Source organism: Aliiroseovarius halocynthiae, from assembly GCF_007004645.1.
Taxonomy (GTDB): Bacteria; Pseudomonadota; Alphaproteobacteria; order Rhodobacterales; family Rhodobacteraceae; genus Aliiroseovarius; species Aliiroseovarius halocynthiae.
The window spans coordinates 147,904-166,401 of the sequence record NZ_ML660020.1 but is presented as its reverse complement, the minus strand read 5'-3'; the positions used below and the strand labels follow the sequence as shown (position 1 = coordinate 166,401).

The 18,498-nt window shown below is 57.5% G+C and carries 20 protein-coding genes; 9 read left to right on the top strand and 11 right to left on the bottom strand.

Annotation, left to right across the window (positions count from 1 at the left end):
* Position 1: 1 nt before the first annotated feature.
* Entirely contained in the window at positions 2 to 1,348 is a 1,347-nt protein-coding gene (gene glmM, locus FIL88_RS09785) for a phosphoglucosamine mutase (protein WP_142853669.1), read from the top strand.
* Here the strand turns inward: glmM and FIL88_RS09780 are convergent.
* Positions 1,345 to 2,247: a DMT family transporter gene (locus tag FIL88_RS09780; RefSeq protein WP_142853668.1), complete on the bottom strand. Its 903-nt coding sequence runs from the start codon at positions 2,245 to 2,247 to the stop codon at positions 1,345 to 1,347. The two genes, glmM and FIL88_RS09780, sit on opposite strands and share 4 nt — an antisense overlap.
* 97 nt (positions 2,248 to 2,344) lie before the next feature.
* Positions 2,345 to 3,367 carry a ketol-acid reductoisomerase gene (gene ilvC, locus FIL88_RS09775; RefSeq protein WP_142853667.1) on the bottom strand — a complete coding sequence of 341 codons (1,023 nt, stop codon included), beginning with the start codon at positions 3,365 to 3,367 and terminating at the stop codon, positions 2,345 to 2,347.
* Between the two features lie 139 nt (positions 3,368 to 3,506).
* On the opposite strand from ilvC, the gene FIL88_RS09770 reads away from it, so the two are divergent.
* From FIL88_RS09770 to FIL88_RS09760, 3 genes are read left to right on the top strand one after another with little or no spacing between them, the layout of a single operon-like run.
* Entirely contained in the window at positions 3,507 to 3,962 is a 456-nt protein-coding gene (locus tag FIL88_RS09770) for an Lrp/AsnC family transcriptional regulator (RefSeq protein WP_142853666.1), read from the top strand.
* Positions 3,959 to 4,414: an Lrp/AsnC family transcriptional regulator gene (locus FIL88_RS09765; protein WP_142853665.1), complete on the top strand. Its 456-nt coding sequence runs from the start codon at positions 3,959 to 3,961 to the stop codon at positions 4,412 to 4,414. The genes FIL88_RS09770 and FIL88_RS09765 overlap by 4 nt, the downstream gene beginning before the upstream one ends.
* 60 nt (positions 4,415 to 4,474) lie before the next feature.
* Positions 4,475 to 5,602: an aminotransferase class V-fold PLP-dependent enzyme gene (locus tag FIL88_RS09760; RefSeq protein ID WP_142853664.1), complete on the top strand. Its 1,128-nt coding sequence runs from the start codon at positions 4,475 to 4,477 to the stop codon at positions 5,600 to 5,602.
* A 51-nt stretch (positions 5,603 to 5,653) separates the two neighbouring features.
* On the opposite strand, the gene FIL88_RS09755 is transcribed toward FIL88_RS09760, so the two are convergent.
* The 3 genes from FIL88_RS09755 to FIL88_RS09745 all read right to left on the bottom strand — a co-directional run bounded on the left by FIL88_RS09755 (position 5,654) and on the right by FIL88_RS09745 (position 7,813).
* The gene (locus tag FIL88_RS09755) at positions 5,654 to 5,854 is read right to left on the bottom strand and encodes a hypothetical protein (protein ID WP_142853663.1); all 201 of its coding nucleotides are present in this window, start codon (positions 5,852 to 5,854) and stop codon (positions 5,654 to 5,656) included.
* Positions 5,855 to 5,951: 97 nt separating this feature from the next.
* Positions 5,952 to 7,151: an FAD-dependent monooxygenase gene (locus FIL88_RS09750; protein WP_142853662.1), complete on the bottom strand. Its 1,200-nt coding sequence runs from the start codon at positions 7,149 to 7,151 to the stop codon at positions 5,952 to 5,954.
* Between the two features lie 14 nt (positions 7,152 to 7,165).
* Complete coding sequence (locus FIL88_RS09745; protein WP_142853661.1) at positions 7,166 to 7,813, bottom strand: pyrimidine 5'-nucleotidase; 648 nt, start codon at positions 7,811 to 7,813, stop codon at positions 7,166 to 7,168.
* 149 nt (positions 7,814 to 7,962) lie between these two features.
* On the opposite strand from FIL88_RS09745, the gene FIL88_RS09740 reads away from it, so the two are divergent.
* On the top strand, positions 7,963 to 8,607 hold the full coding sequence (locus FIL88_RS09740) for a GntR family transcriptional regulator (RefSeq protein ID WP_281281302.1): 645 nt from the start codon (positions 7,963 to 7,965) through the stop codon (positions 8,605 to 8,607).
* Here the strand turns inward: FIL88_RS09740 and FIL88_RS09735 are convergent.
* Positions 8,579 to 10,585, bottom strand: coding sequence for a glycosyltransferase family 2 protein (locus FIL88_RS09735; RefSeq protein WP_142853659.1), 2,007 nt, complete (start codon positions 10,583 to 10,585; stop codon positions 8,579 to 8,581). The genes FIL88_RS09740 and FIL88_RS09735 overlap by 29 nt on opposite strands.
* Before the next feature lie 133 nt (positions 10,586 to 10,718).
* The gene (carA, locus tag FIL88_RS09730) at positions 10,719 to 11,897 is read right to left on the bottom strand and encodes a glutamine-hydrolyzing carbamoyl-phosphate synthase small subunit (protein ID WP_142853658.1); all 1,179 of its coding nucleotides are present in this window, start codon (positions 11,895 to 11,897) and stop codon (positions 10,719 to 10,721) included.
* Between the two features lie 357 nt (positions 11,898 to 12,254).
* Here carA and FIL88_RS09725 point away from each other — a divergent pair, with 357 nt between their 5' ends.
* The 3 genes from FIL88_RS09725 (at position 12,255) to FIL88_RS09715 (ending at position 14,255) form a co-directional block, all read left to right on the top strand.
* A complete protein-coding gene (locus FIL88_RS09725; RefSeq protein ID WP_142853657.1) occupies positions 12,255 to 13,124 on the top strand; it encodes a DMT family transporter in 870 nt (289 codons plus the stop codon).
* 199 nt (positions 13,125 to 13,323) lie between these two features.
* Entirely contained in the window at positions 13,324 to 13,782 is a 459-nt protein-coding gene (locus FIL88_RS09720; protein WP_142853656.1) for a GatB/YqeY domain-containing protein, read from the top strand.
* A gap of 77 nt (positions 13,783 to 13,859) precedes the next feature.
* Entirely contained in the window at positions 13,860 to 14,255 is a 396-nt protein-coding gene (locus FIL88_RS09715; RefSeq protein ID WP_142853655.1) for a hypothetical protein, read from the top strand.
* On the opposite strand, the gene FIL88_RS09710 is transcribed toward FIL88_RS09715, so the two are convergent.
* Positions 14,252 to 14,752, bottom strand: a complete 501-nt coding sequence (locus FIL88_RS09710) for a DUF2244 domain-containing protein (protein WP_142853654.1) — start codon at positions 14,750 to 14,752, stop codon at positions 14,252 to 14,254. The genes FIL88_RS09715 and FIL88_RS09710 overlap by 4 nt on opposite strands.
* A 139-nt stretch (positions 14,753 to 14,891) precedes the next feature.
* On the opposite strand from FIL88_RS09710, the gene FIL88_RS09705 reads away from it, so the two are divergent.
* Complete coding sequence (locus FIL88_RS09705) at positions 14,892 to 15,242, top strand: hypothetical protein (protein WP_142853653.1); 351 nt, start codon at positions 14,892 to 14,894, stop codon at positions 15,240 to 15,242.
* 67 nt (positions 15,243 to 15,309) lie between these two features.
* On the opposite strand, the gene FIL88_RS09700 is transcribed toward FIL88_RS09705, so the two are convergent.
* The 3 genes from FIL88_RS09700 to lipB all read right to left on the bottom strand — a co-directional run bounded on the left by FIL88_RS09700 (position 15,310) and on the right by lipB (position 18,445).
* A complete protein-coding gene (locus FIL88_RS09700; RefSeq protein WP_142853652.1) occupies positions 15,310 to 16,983 on the bottom strand; it encodes a cytochrome c oxidase subunit I in 1,674 nt (557 codons plus the stop codon).
* Positions 16,984 to 17,177: 194 nt separating this feature from the next.
* A complete protein-coding gene (locus tag FIL88_RS09695) occupies positions 17,178 to 17,639 on the bottom strand; it encodes a c-type cytochrome (protein WP_142853651.1) in 462 nt (153 codons plus the stop codon).
* Between the two features lie 113 nt (positions 17,640 to 17,752).
* Positions 17,753 to 18,445: a lipoyl(octanoyl) transferase LipB gene (lipB, locus tag FIL88_RS09690; protein WP_407642359.1), complete on the bottom strand. Its 693-nt coding sequence runs from the start codon at positions 18,443 to 18,445 to the stop codon at positions 17,753 to 17,755.
* Positions 18,446 to 18,498 lie beyond the last annotated feature (53 nt).

The window sequence follows — 18,498 nt, the reverse complement described above, 5'->3', positions numbered from 1 at the left end:
AATGGTCGAAAAACTCTTCGGAACCGACGGGGTTCGCGGGCTGGCAAACTCGTGGCCTATGACAGCCGAAATGGCGTTGAAGCTGGGGGCCGCTGCGGGGCGCCACTTCCGCCGTGACCACTCGAACGGACACCGGGTGGTGATCGGCAAGGACACGCGTTTGTCGGGCTATATGCTGGAAAATGCACTGACTGCGGGGCTGACTTCGACGGGGATGAACGTGCTGTTGTTGGGGCCTGTGCCGACGCCCGCTGTGGGCCGGATGACCCATTCCATGCGCGCGGATCTGGGGATCATGATCTCGGCATCACACAACCCTTTCCATGACAACGGCATCAAGTTTTTTGGACCTGACGGCTTTAAGCTGTCGGACGAGGACGAGGCCGAGATCGAGCGGCTGGTGCATGAGGGCGTGGATCCTGTGCAGTCCCAGAATATCGGCCGCGCCAAACGGATCGAGGAAGCTCGCCAGCGCTATATGGAATATCTGAAAACCACGTTCCCACAGAATAAACGTCTGAACGGGATCAAGGTTGTGATCGACTGCGCAAACGGTGCGGCCTATCGCGCAGCGCCAGATGCGTTGTGGGAGCTGGGCGCCGACATTATCCCGGTCGGGGTCTCGCCCGACGGGACCAACATCAACAAAGGCTGCGGGTCAACAGACACCGCACTTGCCGCGCGTACTGTGGTCGAAACGGGCGCGGATTTGGGCATTTGCTTGGACGGCGACGCGGATCGCATCATGATCATCGACGAAAAAGGCCGTGTGGCCGACGGTGATCAGATCATGGCGCTTTTTGCGTCACATTGGGCGTCCGAGGGTCGCCTGAGCGGCGGAAAGCTGGTCGCGACCGTGATGTCGAATCTTGGTCTGGAACGCCACATGGCCGCGCAGGGGCTGGAACTTCTGCGTACCAAAGTGGGCGATCGCCATGTGGTCGAGGCGATGCGCGCCGGTGGTTATAATCTTGGTGGTGAACAGTCCGGCCATATCGTGATGACCGACTATGCCACCACAGGCGATGGCCTTCTGGCCGGGCTCCAGTTTCTGGCTTGTATGATCGAAACAGGCAAGCCCGCCTCTGAGCTGTGTCAGGTGTTCGAGACGGTGCCACAGCTTCTAAAGAACGTCCGCTATACGCTGGGTCAGACCCCGCTTGAGGCAGAGCGCGTCAAAGCGTCGATTGCCGATGCCGAGGCGAAGCTAGACGGCAAGGGGCGCCTGTTGATCCGCAAGTCCGGCACCGAGCCGCTGATCCGCGTGATGGCAGAATGCGAAGATGACGCGCTTCTGTCTGAAGTCGTGGACGGGATCGTGGCCGAGGTCGAAGCCGCGACCGCTTAACGCCCGACCAGCATCTTGCGCAGGCTGAACCACTGGCTGATGGCCAGCCCGGTCAAGATCAGCGCAAGGGCCGCGAAAAATCGCAGGGGCAGGGCCTCGGATAGGATCCAAGCGCCGAACACCATCGACCATGCGGGCACTTGGTAGTTCACCAGCGTCATGAAGACCGAACCGGCGCTGCGGATGATTGCCACCCGCAGCAGGGTGGCCAACGCTGTGGGGAGCAGCCCCAATGCGACGATGGCAAGGCCGGGTCGCGTGCCTTCCCACGCGGGCCAGCCTTCTGTTGCCAGCATGATGGGCAGTAGGATCACCGACCCAACCACAAGCGTCAGTGTGGCCAAGACAACCGGATCAATCGGGGGGCAGCGCCGGGTCAGGATCGAGGCAACAGAATAGCAGAACGCCGCACCAATGCAGGCCAGCTGCGCCAACGGTTCAGCGCCTTGCCCCAATTGTGCAAGGCCCGGTCCGATCAAAACCAAAGCGCCGCTAAATCCAAGCGTCACGCCGATGAATTTACGCGCGTTGAGCGGCTCGTCCGAGAAGAAATGGGCCAAAGGCAACACCATCAAAGGGATCGCTGCCATGGAGAGACCGGCAAAGGCCGACGGTACGTATTGCTGCCCCCAGCTTAACAACAAGAACGGCAAGGCTGTCGAGAGTATCCCGATGATCGTAATCGACCACCAAAGGGCTGCACTGAATTCCGGCATCCTCTTTCCCGTGGCACGCATCAGCACCCAAAGCGCCAATGCGCCCAGCGTGGTGCGCGCGGTGGCAACGGTCACTGGGCCATAACCCTCTAGCGCTATGGCCACGACCATGAATGTGCCGCCCCAGATCAGGCCAAGTGTCACGACGCCCGCCCAATCGCGGGATGTAGGGTTGTCTGTCATTGGTGCTCTCAACGAAAAAGGGGCGCCCGCAATCGGACGCCCCACTTGATCTTTTGTTGCGATGGAAATCAACCCATCGCGTGACCGTGTTCAGGTCTTAGTTCTTTTCCTGATCAACCAGTTTACCAGCCGAGATCCAAGGCATCATGTCGCGCAGTTTCTTACCGACAACCTCGATCTGGTGCTCGTCGTTGTGACGACGCGATGCCTTGATGGTGGGTTGACCAACAGCGTTCTCCAGCATGAAGTCACGCACGAATTTACCGGTCTGGATGTCTTCCAGCGATTCTTTCATGGCTTTCTTGGTGGCTTCATAGGGCAGGATGCGCGGACCGGTGACATACTGGCCGTATTCTGCGGTATTCGAGATCGAGTAATCCATGTTCGCGATGCCGCCTTCATAGATCAGGTCAACGATCAGCTTGGTTTCGTGCAGACACTCGAAGTAAGCCATTTCCGGTGCGTAACCGGCTTCAACCAGAGTCTCAAAGCCACAACGGATCAGTTCAACGATACCGCCGCACAGAACAGCCTGTTCGCCGAACAGATCGGTTTCGCACTCTTCGCGGAAGTTGGTTTCGATGATGCCCGAGCGGCCGCCACCGATGGCCGAGCAGTACGACAGGCCGATTTCCAGCGCTTTGCCGGTTGCGTCGGTGTCAACAGCGACAAGGCAAGGAACGCCGCCGCCTTTGACGTATTCGCCACGAACGGTGTGACCCGGGCCTTTCGGGGCCATCATGATCACGTCGACGCCTTCTTTCGGCTCGATCAGGCCGAAGTGGACGTTCAGGCCGTGGGCAAATGCGATGGCTGCACCAGGTTTGATGTTGTCGTGTACGTATTTCTTATAAGTCTCAGCCTGCAGTTCGTCGGGCATGGTGAACATGATGACGTCACACCAAGTAGCCGCTTCGGCGATGCCCATGACTTCCAGACCTTCAGCTTGCGCCTTCTTGGCCGATGCCGAGCCTTCGCGCAGGGCCACAACAAGGTTCTTGGCACCCGAGTCGCGCAGGTTCAGCGCGTGGGCGTGGCCTTGCGAGCCATAGCCCAGGATGGCAACTTTTTTGTCTTTGATCAGGTTAATGTCGCAATCGCGATCGTAGTAAACGCGCATATCGGGTGCTCCGTTGCATGGGTTTTCGTTCTGGGTCGCATCATAGGCATGAATTTGCGGTGTTCGAGATGATTGGGTGGTAAACTTCGCGCATTATTGAGGTTAACTATTCGTCAGATAGTATGATAATGACAGAATCATGCTAAATGACTTCGACAGGCGTATTCTGAGACAAATGCAGGCGGACCCGGGCTTGAGCGGGACTGAGCTGGCAGACCGGATGGGTCTGTCCGCCGCGCGCCTATCGCGTCGGGTCGAGCGACTGCGTGATCAGAAGATCCTGCGCGGCCCACGTGCCGTGATTAATTGGCGTGCCTTGGGGTATGAGGTCGAGGTTAGTCTGCGCGTGACGCTCGACAAGACACAGCCCCGCGCATTTGATGACTTCATCGATGCCGCGCGTGATATCCGGGAAGTGATCGAGATCCAAACTTTTGTTGGTCGTGTCGATGTCCGCCTGTCCGTCATCGCCCGCGACATGCCGCATTACCAAGGTATCTATCGCGATCAGATTTTAGCACTTCCGCATATCGCAGATATCGAAGCCTTGATGCATGTGGCGCGGATCAAATCGGACGAAAGCCTACCGCTATGACCGAGTTTGACGAGACAGATATGGCCCTTCTGCGCCTTCTTGCCGAAGACGCCACCCAATCGGCCGGTGCCTTGGGGCGCGAGGTCGGGCTGAGCCAACCGGCAGCGTGGCGGCGCATCAAGCGCTTGTCGGACCTAGGGGTGATCGCGGGACGGCGTTTGGATCTGGACCGCGAGGCTCTGGGGTTTGGTGTGACCGTGTTTCTGGGTGTAAAACTCGCCACAAAGGGGCGCGTCAGTTTGGACGACTTCGAACGCGCGGTGTCGGCGATCCCGGAAGTGCAGACGGTCGAACATGTGCTGGGCTTGTATGACTATCGGCTGCGTGTCGTGGCCCGCGACATCTCGGATTTCGAACGGGTGCTGCGCCGCCGGATCATGACCATGCCCGGCGTCGGAGACGTCGAAGCCAACGTGCTTTTGTCCGAAGAACGGCGCCCTGGGCCTATTTGACCTCTTCCCTGTGCCGGCAATCTGGGTCACGCTGTTCACGAACTGTGAAGGAGCTCCAATATGTCCGCACTTCTGCCCGATATTGATCCCGATGGGATGCTTGAGTTTTCGGTCGTATTTACCGACCGATCCCTGAACCATATGTCGAAGGCATTTCAGGGCGTGATGACCGACATCTCGGCCACCCTGAAAGAGGTCTATAATGCTGATGCCGTCGCGCTTGTTCCCGGCGGGGGCACCTATGCGATGGAGGCCGTGGCCCGCCAGTTTGCAACCGGCAAGCGTGTAATGGTCATTCGCAACGGGTTCTTTTCCTTCCGCTGGAGCCAGATTTTCGAGATGGGTAGTATCCCGTCCGCAGAGACCGTGATGAAAGCGCGCCGCGTGGGCAACGCCCCGGATGCGCCATTTGCCCCAGCCCCGATCGATGAGGTCGTTGCGAGAATTCGGGACGAGAAGCCGGATGTTGTGTTCGCCCCGCATGTGGAAACCGCGTCGGGCATGATCCTGCCGGACGACTATATCTCTGCCGTGGCCGACGCCGTGCATGCGGTTGGCGGGATCTTTGTGCTGGACTGCATCGCCTCGGGCTGTGCTTGGGTTGATATGAAGGCGACCGGTGTGGACGTGTTGATTTCGGCCCCGCAGAAAGGCTGGTCGGCGCAGCCGTCTGCCGGGATTGTCATGATGAACGACACCGCGCGGGATATGGCGAAAGCCGCGACCTCGACCTCGTTTGCGGTGGATCTGGGCAAGTGGCTGTCGATCATGGAAGCCTATGAAGGTGGTGGGCATGCCTATCACGCGACCATGCCCACCGACGCGCTGCGCGCCTTCCGCGATACGATGCTGGAAACCAAGGAATACGGGTTCGAAAAACTGCGCGATGCCCAGTGGGAGCAAGGCCGCCGTGTCCGCGCCCTGTTGGCTGATAACGGTATCAAATCTGTGGCCGCCGAAGGGTTCGAGGCACCCGGGGTGGTCGTGTCTTATACCGCAGATCCTGACATCAAGGCGGGCAAGGCCTTCGCCGCAGAAGGTGTGCAGATTGCCGCAGGCGTGCCCCTGATGGTGGACGAAGGCGATGACTATTCGTCTTTCCGTCTTGGGCTGTTTGGTCTGGACAAGCTTTACGATGTCGATGCCAGTGTCGCACGTCTGAAGGATGTGCTGACAAAAGTTCTGTAAAGACAAACGGCGCATCCCTGTGATGCGCCGTTTTCAAATTGGAAGCCGGGTTTACCCCTTGCCGCCTGCCATGATGATCAAAAGCAGATAAATAACGGGCACCATACCCACGGCGACCAAACCCACTCCGGCCAGTCCCAAGGCTAGAAATCCACCGCCAAGGGTTGCGATGATCGCGACGATGATCAGCCACGCGACCTTCTCGGCGCGCGCGTCTTTTGCTTTCTGTTCGGCTGTCAGTTCAGTGGCCATGTTGATGTCTCCTGTTCACGTTTCGCGATGCGTATCCTGCATGTGTTCAGGAAGGGAATGCGACAATCCAGTCATGTGGCGGCGTGCCGCAGGCAGGTCAGTTTGGGCCAAGCCCTGCACGCATCACGCGCTTGCGCATGGGCCCCACATCATGCACCGCTTTCAAGCCCAGAAGCCGCACGGTTTGCATCACGCCATCGCCCGAGCGCGTGACGCGGTTGAACAGGTCGATGGCACGGGCGCGACGTGCGATGTCGGGGCCGCGTGCCGCGTCATAGGCCTTCATCATCGCGGGATCACCAAGGGCGTTTGGAGTTGCCTCGGCCAGTTCCAGCAGGGCGATCACGTCGTTCAGCGAGGTGTTCAGCCCCTGCGCCCCGATGGGGGGGAGCGCGTGGGCGGCCTCGGCGACCACGGCCACGCGACCCGAGGTCAGCTGGTCTGCCGTCTGCGTGATGATCGGCCAGACCGAGCGATTGCCCTGAAGATGCATCCGCCCCAACAGCCCGGTTGATCGTTGGAACATCACGTCTTCGAATTCTGGCACGTCCATATTCATCAATTCGACCGCACGTGGACCTTGGTTCATCCACACGATCGCCGAGGCATGTTTGCCGCCCATGTCGGGCAGGGGCACAATGGTGAATGGTCCGCCTTCGTTATAAATCTCGGTCGAGATGTTGCCATGCGGCAGGTCATGCGTGACGGTGAAGGCCAGTGATTTCTGCCCATAGCGCGTGGTGGACACGGTGATCCCCGCCGTCTCACGCAGGGGGGAAAACTTGCCATCCGCTGCAATTCCCATGCGGGCGCGAACGCGGTCGCCATTGGTCAGCGTGACAATGATCTCGTCTGTGCGTTGGACGATCGAACGAAAGCCCGTGCCGTAAAGAGGCGTGATCAGAGGTTGCTCTTGCAGATATGTCCAGATCTCGCGCCGGACGACCCAGTTCATCAGATTCCAACCAAAGGGATCGTCGCCCATATCGTCCGAGCGAAATACGCGACGATCCCGAATTTCGGGTGGCCAGCCGGTCGTGTCGATGACCGCCAGTTGATCAAGCGGCTTGGCGTGATCTTTCAAACGCGGCCACAGGCCCACGCGGTCGAAAAGCTGACGTGCTGGGCGCAGGAAAGCGGTCGATCGAAGGTCGGATTTTTCTTCATTTGCTGTGGTGACGGGCACGAAGGGGTCGGCCATGACCACGCTGAACCTGGCGGCGGCAAAGCCCGCTGCCGTGACCTGACCGGCGATCCCGCCGCCAGAAATGAAGATGTCAGCACGATGTTCGGTCATGGCGTGTCCTTCGGCTATCTTACCAACTGCTTCAAAAACGCAGTCAGGTCATCCGTGTGGTGGTGAATGTGATCCGCCGGTTCCGGCGCCGGTGCGACATGAACGGTTTTCATACCCAGTTCGTGCGGCACCGCCAAATTGCGGGGGTCGTCTTCGAACATGGCCGCGACATCGGGTTTCACGCCGTCTCGGGCGAAGACGGCCTCAAATGCGGCGCGGTCGGGTTTTGGATGAAAATCCGCGTGTTCGACACCGTAAACCGCATCAAAAAGCCCCGACAATCCGCGCCCAGAAAGAACCTGTTCGGCATAAGGGGCAGAGCCGTTGGTATAGACGATTTTGCGCCCCGGCAGGTTGGTGATGTGGCTGGCCAGATCGTGGTCAGGCTCGAGCGCATCAAAGGAAATGTCGTGCACGTCGTGCAGATAGGGGCCGGGATCCACATCATGTTCGCGCATCAAGCCGGCCAGCGTCGTGCCGTGTTCGCGCCAGTAGGTTTGCCGCAGGCGATCAGCCTCGGCACGATCAACGCCAAGTTCATTCATGACCCAGTTGGTCATGCGCACTTCGATCTGGTCAAACAGCCGAACCCGCGGGGGATACAGCGTGTTGTCCAAGTCGAACACCCAGTGACTGACATGTGAAAAAAGATCTGCGATCATGCGCTGAAGGTAGTCCGCCGTGATGGCAGGTTAAAGGTCTTATTCAACGAAAGTGCCCCATGCGACGACGCGACACGTGGTTGTGTTTGCCATGGGCGGGGCGGCGTGCTTATCTGTGCGGATCAAGACGGGCCGGGAAGGAATAGATGTTGGCTGAGGGTAAACAAGGGCAGCGCGACGCGTACGAGATGATCCTCGAAGCGATTGATACGGGGACCTATAAACCCGGCGATCGTTTGGTCGAGAACGAACTGGCGGAACGGTTTGGTGTTTCACGCACGCCGATCCGCGAAGCGTTGCAGCGTCTGGAAACTCAGTCGCTTCTGACCCGTGACGGTCGCAGCCTGATTGTGGCGTCTTTGGATCACAACCAGTTGGCGGAACTTTACGTCGTGCGGTCCGAACTTGAGGGGTTGGCAGCATCACTGGCTGCACAGCACGCTGCCCCAGAAGAAATTCGCGTTCTGCGTGAAATGGTCGAGGAAGACCGGCTTTTGTTGGACAACCCAGCCGCGCTGGCCCGCGCCAACCGACGGTTTCACAAGCAGCTGCATCTTGCATCCCATAACCGCTATCTGGTGCAGCAGCTGGATCTGGTGCATCGCTCGATGGCTTTGTTGGCAACAACATCTCTGGCCGCCGAAGGGCGCAGCGAGGATGCAATTTCCGAACATGATGCCATTGTGACGGCAATTGAGGCCCGCGATCAGGATGCTGCGCGTGACGCTTTGCGCAAACACATTTCGCTTGCGTTCGAGACACGGATCAAGCTGGATTCGTCGCTGTCAGAGTGATCTCGACCTCGGGCGGCTTGGTGGCTGGTTGCTGATCGAACTTTCCGTGCTGGGTCTTGTCCCAGTAGAAGGGCTTGGTCATGATTTCGAAAAACCCTTTCATCGCGGCCAGTGACGCCAGCGGATAGTAGAAGTGCAGGGTTGGGACCCAGTATCTTAGCCACCGATGCTTCGTGTTGCTGACCGCCTGCACGCCGACTGTGATTGTCAGCAGTTCGGCTGCCATGAAAACCGTTCCCAAGACGACCAGAAGATTGTGCGGCGCGACCCCGCGCAGCGGGTGGGGCAGGCCCAGTGGGAAGGCCCAGAAGGTCCACAGGATTGGGGCCAGAAGGAATTGGGACAGCGCGCCCAGAAACAGGATCTGAAAGCCTGCGAACTTCCACCAGCCAAGCTCTTTGCGCAGCTGGCGCGGGTTGCGCATGTGGACGCCATAGGTCATCGCATAGCCCTTGATCCAGCGCGAACGCTGTTTGATCCACGGCCAGACACGACAATTGGCTTCTTCCTCGGTCACGGTGTCGATCAACTCGGTCCGATATCCGCGCCGGGCTAGACGAATGCCAAGATCCGCGTCCTCGGTCACGTTATGGGCGTCCCAGCCACCCAGTTGCTCAAGGGCGGCACGGCGGAAAAACAGCGTGGTGCCACCCAGTGGGATGGCAAACCCCATCCGCTCGACGCCCGGCAGAACAAGACCCCACCATGTGGCGTATTCCACGGTGAAACAACGGCTTAGCCAATTTGTGCGGGCGTTGTAGAAATCCAGTTTCCCCTGCAAGCAAGCCACATCAGGCCCGCGTTCAGAAAACCGGCGAACGACTTTGTGGATTTGATCCGGGTCAGGGGCATCTTCGGCGTCATATACACCGATGATCGAGCCCTTGCAGAAGTCCAATGCGAAGTTCATCGCGCGTGGCTTGGTCTTGACCATGCCACGGGGCACAACGATCTGGCGCATCCAGCGTGGCAGGTCAGAGTGCGCAAGCGTCTGCTGTGTTAGTGCGTCGTCCTCTTCCACCACCAGACAAATGTCCAGAAGCTCGCGCGGGTATGACAGACGTTCCAGCCGCTTCACCAAGCGACCGGCGATCTCGCGTTCCTTATAGAGCGGGACAAGGATCGAGACAGTCGGCAGTTTCAAGAACCCCTGCGTTGATCGCGCTGTAACGAATGTGGCTTCAGGGTCGTGTTTGCGGCGCCAGAATTGCCAGGCTGCGATGGCTTTCAAGGACGAGTTCAGAATCAAAGTCAGCACCGCCCAGCCGACCAAGACTGCAAAGCCTGCAAAGCTGGACACGATGAACACTGCGCTGAGTGCAGCAATGACGGCCAGCCCATACCGCATCACCGCAGCTTGTCGCCAGTTGCGGCAGCTGTCTTCTTCGGCCACCCGGCTTTCGGCGCGTTGTGCAAGGCTGCGATGGCGCAGGTTTATCAAAGCCGAATGGATGTCTTCCTCGGGTGCGATCGCCAGATAACATTCACCCCACGTGGCAGGGAATGACTTTGAAAGGCTCTCAAACTGATCGGGTCGCGCACAGATTACAATGGTCGCAGCCCCGGCGCGTTTCCAGGGAACGATGCCATTCTGGATGCAAAATTCAGCCCCGATTTGGTCGATCAGACGCACGTCTGGGTGTTGGGTAGCCAGGTCGGCAATATCGCAATTGTATTGAAGGGCCAGCGCTGCATAAAGATCGGGCTTCCTGATCCATCCGTTGGACAGCAAAATATCGCCAAAACGGGCATCTTCGCGTGCCATCAAGGCCACGGCCATGGCTAGGTTTTCGGGAGATAAAGCGCCCATTTCCACAAGAAGCTGACCCAGCGGTTTACGTCGCGCAGGCGCGTTAGAAGGCTGCACTGGGGTGGCCGGGCGGGCCCTGTGCGATCCGAATGCACGTGCTTCTTCGATCCCTGCCTGAACCGAAACCGCATCATTCGAATGGACGATACGCAATTTTGAGGATGGCATTTTATGCTCGTTAGGCTGTCAGACCCGACGAGCTTGGGTCCAGAATGGTTAATGGCGGGTTAACCAACCCGCCATCATGTGTAAAAAGTGCAATTTTATATAAGTTCGCGCGTCCTGCAGGCCACGCTGCCCTTCACGCGCCCGCGCGGGCGTCCATCGCATCCGAGAACCGCTCGAACAAGTAATAGCTGTCCATCGGCCCCGGGCTTGCTTCGGGGTGATACTGAACCGAGAAGACAGGGCGGGTTTCCATACGGATCCCGCAGTTCGAGCCGTCAAACAGCGACACGTGCGTCTCGATCACACCTTCTGGCAGGCTGGCCGTGTCGACCGCAAAGCCGTGGTTCATCGATGTGATCTCGACCTTGCCAGTGTCGTTGTCCTTGACCGGGTGGTTAGCACCGTGGTGGCCGTGGTTCATCTTGATCGTGCGTGCGCCAAGGGCAAGCGCCAGCATCTGGTGGCCCAGACAAATGCCAAAGACGGGCAGGTCGGTCGTGCCCAGAATGGTCTTGATCATTGGTACGGCATATTCGCCAGTGGCAGCCGGGTCGCCGGGGCCGTTCGACAGGAATACGCCGTCGGGATTTTGGGCCAGAACCTCTTCTGCCGTTGCAGTGGCGGGCAGGACGGTGACATCGCAGCCAGCCGACGCCAGACAGCGCAGGATGTTGCGCTTGGCGCCAAAGTCCAGCGCGACGACCTTGTGGCGCGGGTTTTCCTGCTTGGGATAGCCATCCGGCCATGCCCATCGCATCTCGTTCCACTTATAGCTTTGGGCGCAAGTGACTTCCTTGGCCAGATCCAACCCCTCAAGACCCGAGAACCCGCGGGCTTCGGAAATCAGGGCTTCGATGTCGAAATTGCCGTCCGGGTCATGGGCAATTGCAACGTGCGGAGCACCTTGGTGGCGGATGGCGCGGGTCAGGCGGCGTGTATCTACGCCTCCGATCCCGATGCGGCCGGTCTTGGCCAGCCAGTCGACCAGTCGTTCGGTCGAACGCCAGTTCGACGGCTCGGTCGGATCCCACTTCACGATCATCCCGGCGGCAACCGGGTCGGTGGTTTCATCATCTTCCGGGTTCACGCCGACATTTCCGACATGAGGGAAGGTGAAGGTCACAACCTGCCCGGCATAGGACGGATCGGTCATGATTTCCTGATATCCGGTCATGGCGGTGTTGAAGCACAGCTCGGCGGTGGTGATGCCGGTGGCTCCGAACCCGTGACCGTAGAAGATCGTGCCGTCAGCAAGGGCAAGACAGGCGGTGGGTTTGGCATTTTCCTGAGAAAGGGCGGTGGCAGCGGACATTGGGCGACTCCCGATCGACAAATTGGCGCGAACCTAGTGTCGCGGCCGGGGCGGGTCAAGGGCTGCAATGTACTGATTTTCACGACGCATCAGTTAACCACTCTGATTGATGCATTGATCGGCGGTAATGCTGCGATTGTAGGTCTTGATATATTGGCCGCCCCATTGGCTGCGGTGTTTCACGCTAAATACTGTGAAAGCCGAGTGGGCCTTTGTCCATCACACTCGTTAACTGGCCCACCCGACAGAGGTCGGGCCAATAAAGAGTAATTCTTTGGCTAAAAGTATCCAGCGACACAAAACGGTAACAATGATTATGGTAGCGCTAACATGTGGCTGTTCAAGGGATTAGTATAGATGGAGCAGAGCCACTTTTCAGGAATTACTCTACGTGTGTTATCGGTCTTTCTGATGACGGCGATGTCGGCGGCTGTACACACCGCGGCTCAGACCGTTCCCGTGGGCCAGATCATGTTCTGGCGCTCGATCACGGCCCTTATTCCGATCACTCTTTATGTTTGGCTGATTGGGGCTTTCCCACACGGCGTTGTACCCAAACGCTTGGGGCTTCACGTTACGCGCGGCCTTTTTGGGGCATTCTCTATGTTTCTGTCCTTCGTATCCTTGGCCTACCTCCCGGTCGCCAATGTACAGGCCATTGCGTATCTTGCGCCGGTATTGACCGTGCCTTTGGCGGCATTTCTTCTCAAGGAAGATCCGCCCAAGTCTTTGTACATCTGGGTTACCATTGGTTTTGTTGGTGTTCTCTTCGTGCTTTGGGACGCGCTGGAGGCCCCCGAAGAACGCATGTGGATTGGCGTTTCTGCAGCCCTTGGTTATGCATTGACTATGGCGTTTGTGCGGGTCCACATCAAGAAAATGACCCATACTGAAAGCGCGTCGGCGATCGCATTTTCCTTTGCGATCATTTCTGCATGCGTTGGCCTGTCAACGTTGCTATTTGGTTGGTCCGAGTTGAACTGGACCGAAATGCGCTGGTTGGCGCTTGCAGGTTTATTGGGCGGTGCAGGGCATATTGCATCAAGCGAAGCTGTGGCCCGTACTCGGGTCAGTATGCTCGCGCCATACGACTATACGGGTCTCATTTGGGCGCTGACGTTCGACTTCTTGCTATTTGCTACTTTGCCACATCTTATGGGATGGGCGGGGATGATCATGATCATCGTTGCAGCAGTGGCAGTTGCATTGATGCCAAGGCGACTATGAATTTCAGGGTTGCTTCCACTTGGAGAGTTATCGCGGGTTAGCAAGGCTTGTTCTGGTCGAGCATTCCATACTGCGTTTGACGACCGGAGTCTCACGTCCGATGGCCTTACATTGTTAGCGTCTAACAGAGCTGTTGATTGACATCTCGGTTTTGGGTAAAGATCGGTCTTCGTGAATGCCACAGAATATGGATGGACCCATGGACATGCGCAGCCGGGTGAATGACGCCCTGAAAACGGCCATGAAAAACAAGGATGCCGAGCGGCTGACGACGCTTCGGCTGATCAATGCCGCAATCAAGGATCAGGACATCGCCCTGCGGGGGAAAAGCGAAGACACGCAAGTTTCGGATGCGGATGTCTTGGCGATTCTTGGCAAGATGGTTAAGCAGCGACAGGAAAGCGCACGGGCCTATGAAGAAGGTGGACGTCTGGAGTTGGCCGAAAAGGAACTGTCCGAAATCAAGGTGATCGAGGATTTCCTGCCAAAACAGCTTTCAGATGACGAAGCCGAAGCCGCCGTGATTGCAGCCATTGCAGAAGTGGGGGCTGAAAGCATCCGAGACATGGGTAAAGTGATGGGTGAACTTAAATCCAAATACACCGGCCAGATGGATTTCGGTAAAGCTGGACCAATGGTGAAGGCCAAGCTGGGTTGAATTGGGTTGTGGATCGTTAAGTTTTATTGATAGTGGAGGCGCCTGGATTTGGGCGCCTTTTTCTATTGGAGATCAAATTGAAGCAATTGTTGTTTGTTGTCGCCGGGCTTGCACTAACCGCTTGTGTAACCCCAACCTATAAAGTTCCACCTTATGACGGATACAAGCGCGTAACGTTCAAAGCGAACGAGCCAAATAAAGTGTTCCACTATCTTTGCAAGCCGGGCAGCAGCGACGAGGAAGTTTGGGCGCGAGGTGAAAAAGCGCACGGGTATGCGAACCAACAGCGCAAAGAGTATTACCCGTTGTTCCTTCCACGAATTAAGGACGTGATCGATCAAAGGAATGTCGAGGAGCGTGCAAAATTGCTTAAAGATATGGAGAGCTACTGGGACAACGTCGAACAGACGATGGAAGCGCGGTACGAGTGTATTTTCTATCGCACACCGGACGAAGCGCGTATGGGGCTTTAGTATGATCTGAGTTCGACCAGGCGCTGCGACAGCTCATCATGCAGGGCAGGGCGTTCTTCTTCTGACAGAAAAGCGCCCAGTTCGACCTCGCGACCATTGCCCTTGAGCGTGACGTAGTCCGGGATGGGCCCGCCGTTCTTATGCAGGTGAACCGTGACCCAATATGGGTTCGCCTCCCATTCCTGTAGATCGCCGCGCGGGCCATGACGGGTCAGTGTCATGTGATCTGGCCAGATGCGCAGCTCTTCAAGGATTTCGCCGTCTTTATAGCTTTTTTCGATGAAGAACCATAACGCGCCCAAAGCGGCCAGTCCGAAGGGAAGGAGCCCCCAAAGGGCCATCGTTCCCACCACGCCTAACAGGGGCAGCAGCATCAGTCCGAACCCCATCCCCATGATCCACACAAAACCGCGCCGGGGCAGGGACCGATAGGGCCACAGGTGAAGCTCGGCTTTGGGGGCGTCTGGCCCGTCGGGTTGGACCCATTCATAGGGCATCGGGAACCTCTTTCTGAACAGGTAAGTTTTCGCAAATGTGACGAGCCTTTGGCAAGCCTGTCAGGTCGAATGCTCGCTGCGTTGTGATTGGTCTTTGTGTCTTACTGGGGGCAAGGTGAGGCAAAGACAGGAGAGTGCGATGCGTACAGTATTACTGGGGCTGGCCCTCATGGCAGGTCCCGCGTTTGCAGATGACGCGGTGATCGAAGGGGCGGCGGCGCGGGCAAGCGCGTCGGGGTGGAGTTTCAGCGTCACACTGCGCCATGCCGAAACGGGATGGGATGACTATGCAGACGGTTGGCGGGTCGAAACCGAGGATGGCGAAGTTCTAGGAACTCGCGTGCTCGCTCATCCGCATGTGAACGAGCAGCCCTTTACCCGCAGTTTGTCCGGAGTTGTCGTGCCCGAAGGGACGACCGCCATCGTGATTCGAGCGCGGACAAGCGCAGATGGCTGGGGAAAGGATCTGTACCAGTTGGATCTGCCTTAATCGACTGACCCATCAGAAACAAAAAAAGGCCCGGAAGATCCGGGCCTTTTCTTTATTCAGTTTCACCTTAGTGCGAGTGGCCTTTATCCCACTCTTCCTGCTTCGGCAGGATTTCAAAGGTGTGCTCTGGCGGCGGGGTGGGCAGTGTCCACTCCAGCGTATCCGCGTATTCGTTCCAATAGTTGTTCTCGGTCACGCGTTTGCCGCGGGTCAGCGTGTAGAACACGATGCCGATGAAGAACACGAACGAAGCGAACGAGATGAACGCGCCATACGAGCTGATCTTGTTCCAGTAGGCAAATGCTTCCGGGTAGTCGATGTAACGACGGGGCATGCCTTGGCGGCCCAGGAAGTGCTGCGGGAAGAAGGTCAGGTTCACGCCGATGAAGAAGGTCCAGAAGTGGATCTTACCAGCCCATTCAGGGTACTGACGTCCGGACATTTTGCCGATCCAGTAATAGATACCTGCGAAGATACACATCACCGCACCAATCGACATAACATAGTGGAAGTGTGCAACCACATAGTAGGTGTCGTGATACAGACGGTCGACGCCAGCCTGCGACAGAACCACGCCGGTCACGCCGCCGATGGTGAACAGGAACAGGAAGCCGAACGCGAACAGCATCGGTGTCTTGAATTCGATCGAACCACCCCAAAGCGTCGCAATCCACGAGAAGATCTTAACGCCTGTTGGCACCGCGATAACCATCGTGGCCAGCATAAAGTAGCTTTGCTGCTGCAGCGACATACCAACGGTGTACATGTGGTGTGCCCACACAACGAAACCGATGGCGCCAATGGCGATGATCGCCCAAACCATCGGCAGGTAGCCGAAGATCGGTTTGCGGGCGAAGGTGCCGATGACGTGGCTGATCAGACCGAAGCCCGGCAGGATCACGATGTACACTTCTGGGTGTCCGAAGAACCACAGGATGTGCTGATACAGAATCGGGTCGCCACCGCCAGCAGGATCAAAGAATGTCCCGCCGAAGTTACGGTCAATCAGAAGCATGGTGATGGCGCCCGCCAGAACTGGCAGCGACAGAAGGATCAGCCATGCGGTCACGAAGATCGACCAAGCAAACAGAGGCACTTTGAACAGGGTCATGCCGGGGGCACGCATGTTCAGGAACGTGGTGATGATGTTGATCGCACCCAAGATTGACGACGCGCCGGAAACGTGGACCGCGAAGATCGCCAGATCCATCGAGTATCCGCCTTCGGTCGTGGACAGCGGCGGGTACAGAACCCAACCGACACCAGACCCAAGCTGGTCGTTACCACCCGGAGCGAGCAATGAGGCAACGCCCAGTGCAACACCCGTGGCATACAGCCAGAACGACAGGTTGTTCATGCGAGGGAAGGCCATGTCCGGTGCACCAATGTGCAGCGGCATGAAATAGTTGCCGAACCCGCCGAACAGCGCCGGAATGACGACGAAGAACATCATCAGGACGCCGTGATACGTGATCATCACGTTCCACAGGTGTCCGTTTGGCGTACATTCCGCAGTTGCGTCTGCGATGAAACGAGCACCTTCAAGGCACATGTATTGAACACCGGGCTCCATAAGCTCCATGCGCATGAAGACGGTGAATGCGACCGAGATGAAACCCGTCAGACCTGCAAGGAACAGGTACAGAATACCAATGTCCTTGTGGTTGGTCGACATGAACCACCGGGTAAAGAAACCACGATCATCGTGGTGGTCATGGTCGTGGATGGCTGCGTCCGCCATATATCCCTCCCTTTGGGGTTAACGAGGACAGGGCAGGGAGTCACCCCACCCGGCTTTTTAACGTGTGTAATATGCGAGGCGGGTCAGGGGCAACGCTGCATTACAGCGAAATGCCAAAAAAAATGCGTCCCAAACCGGGAATTTCGGTTCGGGACGCACCGTTAGCGCAATAACGCGACCGGCTGGCCGAGTTTTTAGTTGGTGGTGGCCGATTCGGCTTCCGCGGCTTCGCCTTCGGCTGGCATTTCAGCCGAGAAAGTGGCCAGATAGGCGATGATGTTTTCAGGCTTGCCCCATTTGAAGGTCATCTTCGATTTGGCTTTGCTGTCTCCGGTGGTTTCTTTCAGGAACCCTTTGGGGTCCTTAATATAGGTGGCCAGGTTGTCAGCATCCCAAACCAGACCCGCCGCACCGGCGTCGACGATCGAGTTGCCATATTTAAAGCCTTCCACGGTGCCGGCCTGACGACCAACAACACCATACAAATTCGGGCCAGTCTTGCCGCCTTTGAAGATCACTTCGCCTGCGTCATCGACAATGGCGTGGCAAGATTTGCATTTCTTGAAGTCTTTTTCGCCCTTGGTGGCATCGCCTTCGGCAAACGCAGTGCCGGACAGAGCGATGATCATGGCTGCGGATGAGAGAATCGTTTTCATAGTAGTCCTCTTGCTTGATCACATGCGCCAGTTGACGCGAATTCTGGGGGAACCTGCGACATATTCACCTGAATTGGAAGGTGTACCTATGTCGCAGGTGAGAATAGCTGAATTCACTGCTGTTCTGCGCCAAACACGTCATCAAAGATACGTCGCAGGGCAACATCCAGATCACTCATGGTCACTGGCAGACCCAGGTCCACAAGGCTGGTCACCCCGTGTTCGCTAATCCCGCAGGGCACGATACCCGAGAAATGCTCGAGGTCCGGTTCCACATTGATCGAAATGCCATGAAAGCTGATCCACTTACGTAAGCGCACGCCAATTGCAGCGATCTTGTCTTCAGGTGGTTGCCCCAGCGCAGTCAGTGGTTTGTCATCGCGCACGACCCAAACACCCACGCGCCCCTCGCGCCGTTCGCCGGTAACGTTGAATTCGGCCAGTGTTTTGATCACCCACTCTTCAAGCGCGGCAACAAAGGCACGCACGTCACGCCCGCGTTTTCCGACATCCAACATGACATAAGCCACCCGCTGACCCGGGCCGTGATAAGTATACTGTCCGCCGCGCTTGCTTTCGTAGACGGGGAAGCGGTCCGGCGCGACCAGATCCCGCGGGTTTGCCGAGGTGCCCGCCGTGTAAAGCGGCGGATGCTCTAACAGCCAGATCAACTCTTCTGCTTCGCCGCGGGCCATGGCATCAGCATGGGCTTCCATTCGCGCGACGGCGGTCTCGTAGTCGACCAGATCGGTGGCGACTTCCCACGTGACGGGGGGCATATCCAAAGCGTTGTTCATCCCTGTCATTTGGCACCTGCGGGGGCACATGTCAAAAAGCCTGACGAAATTCTTTTCCTGCG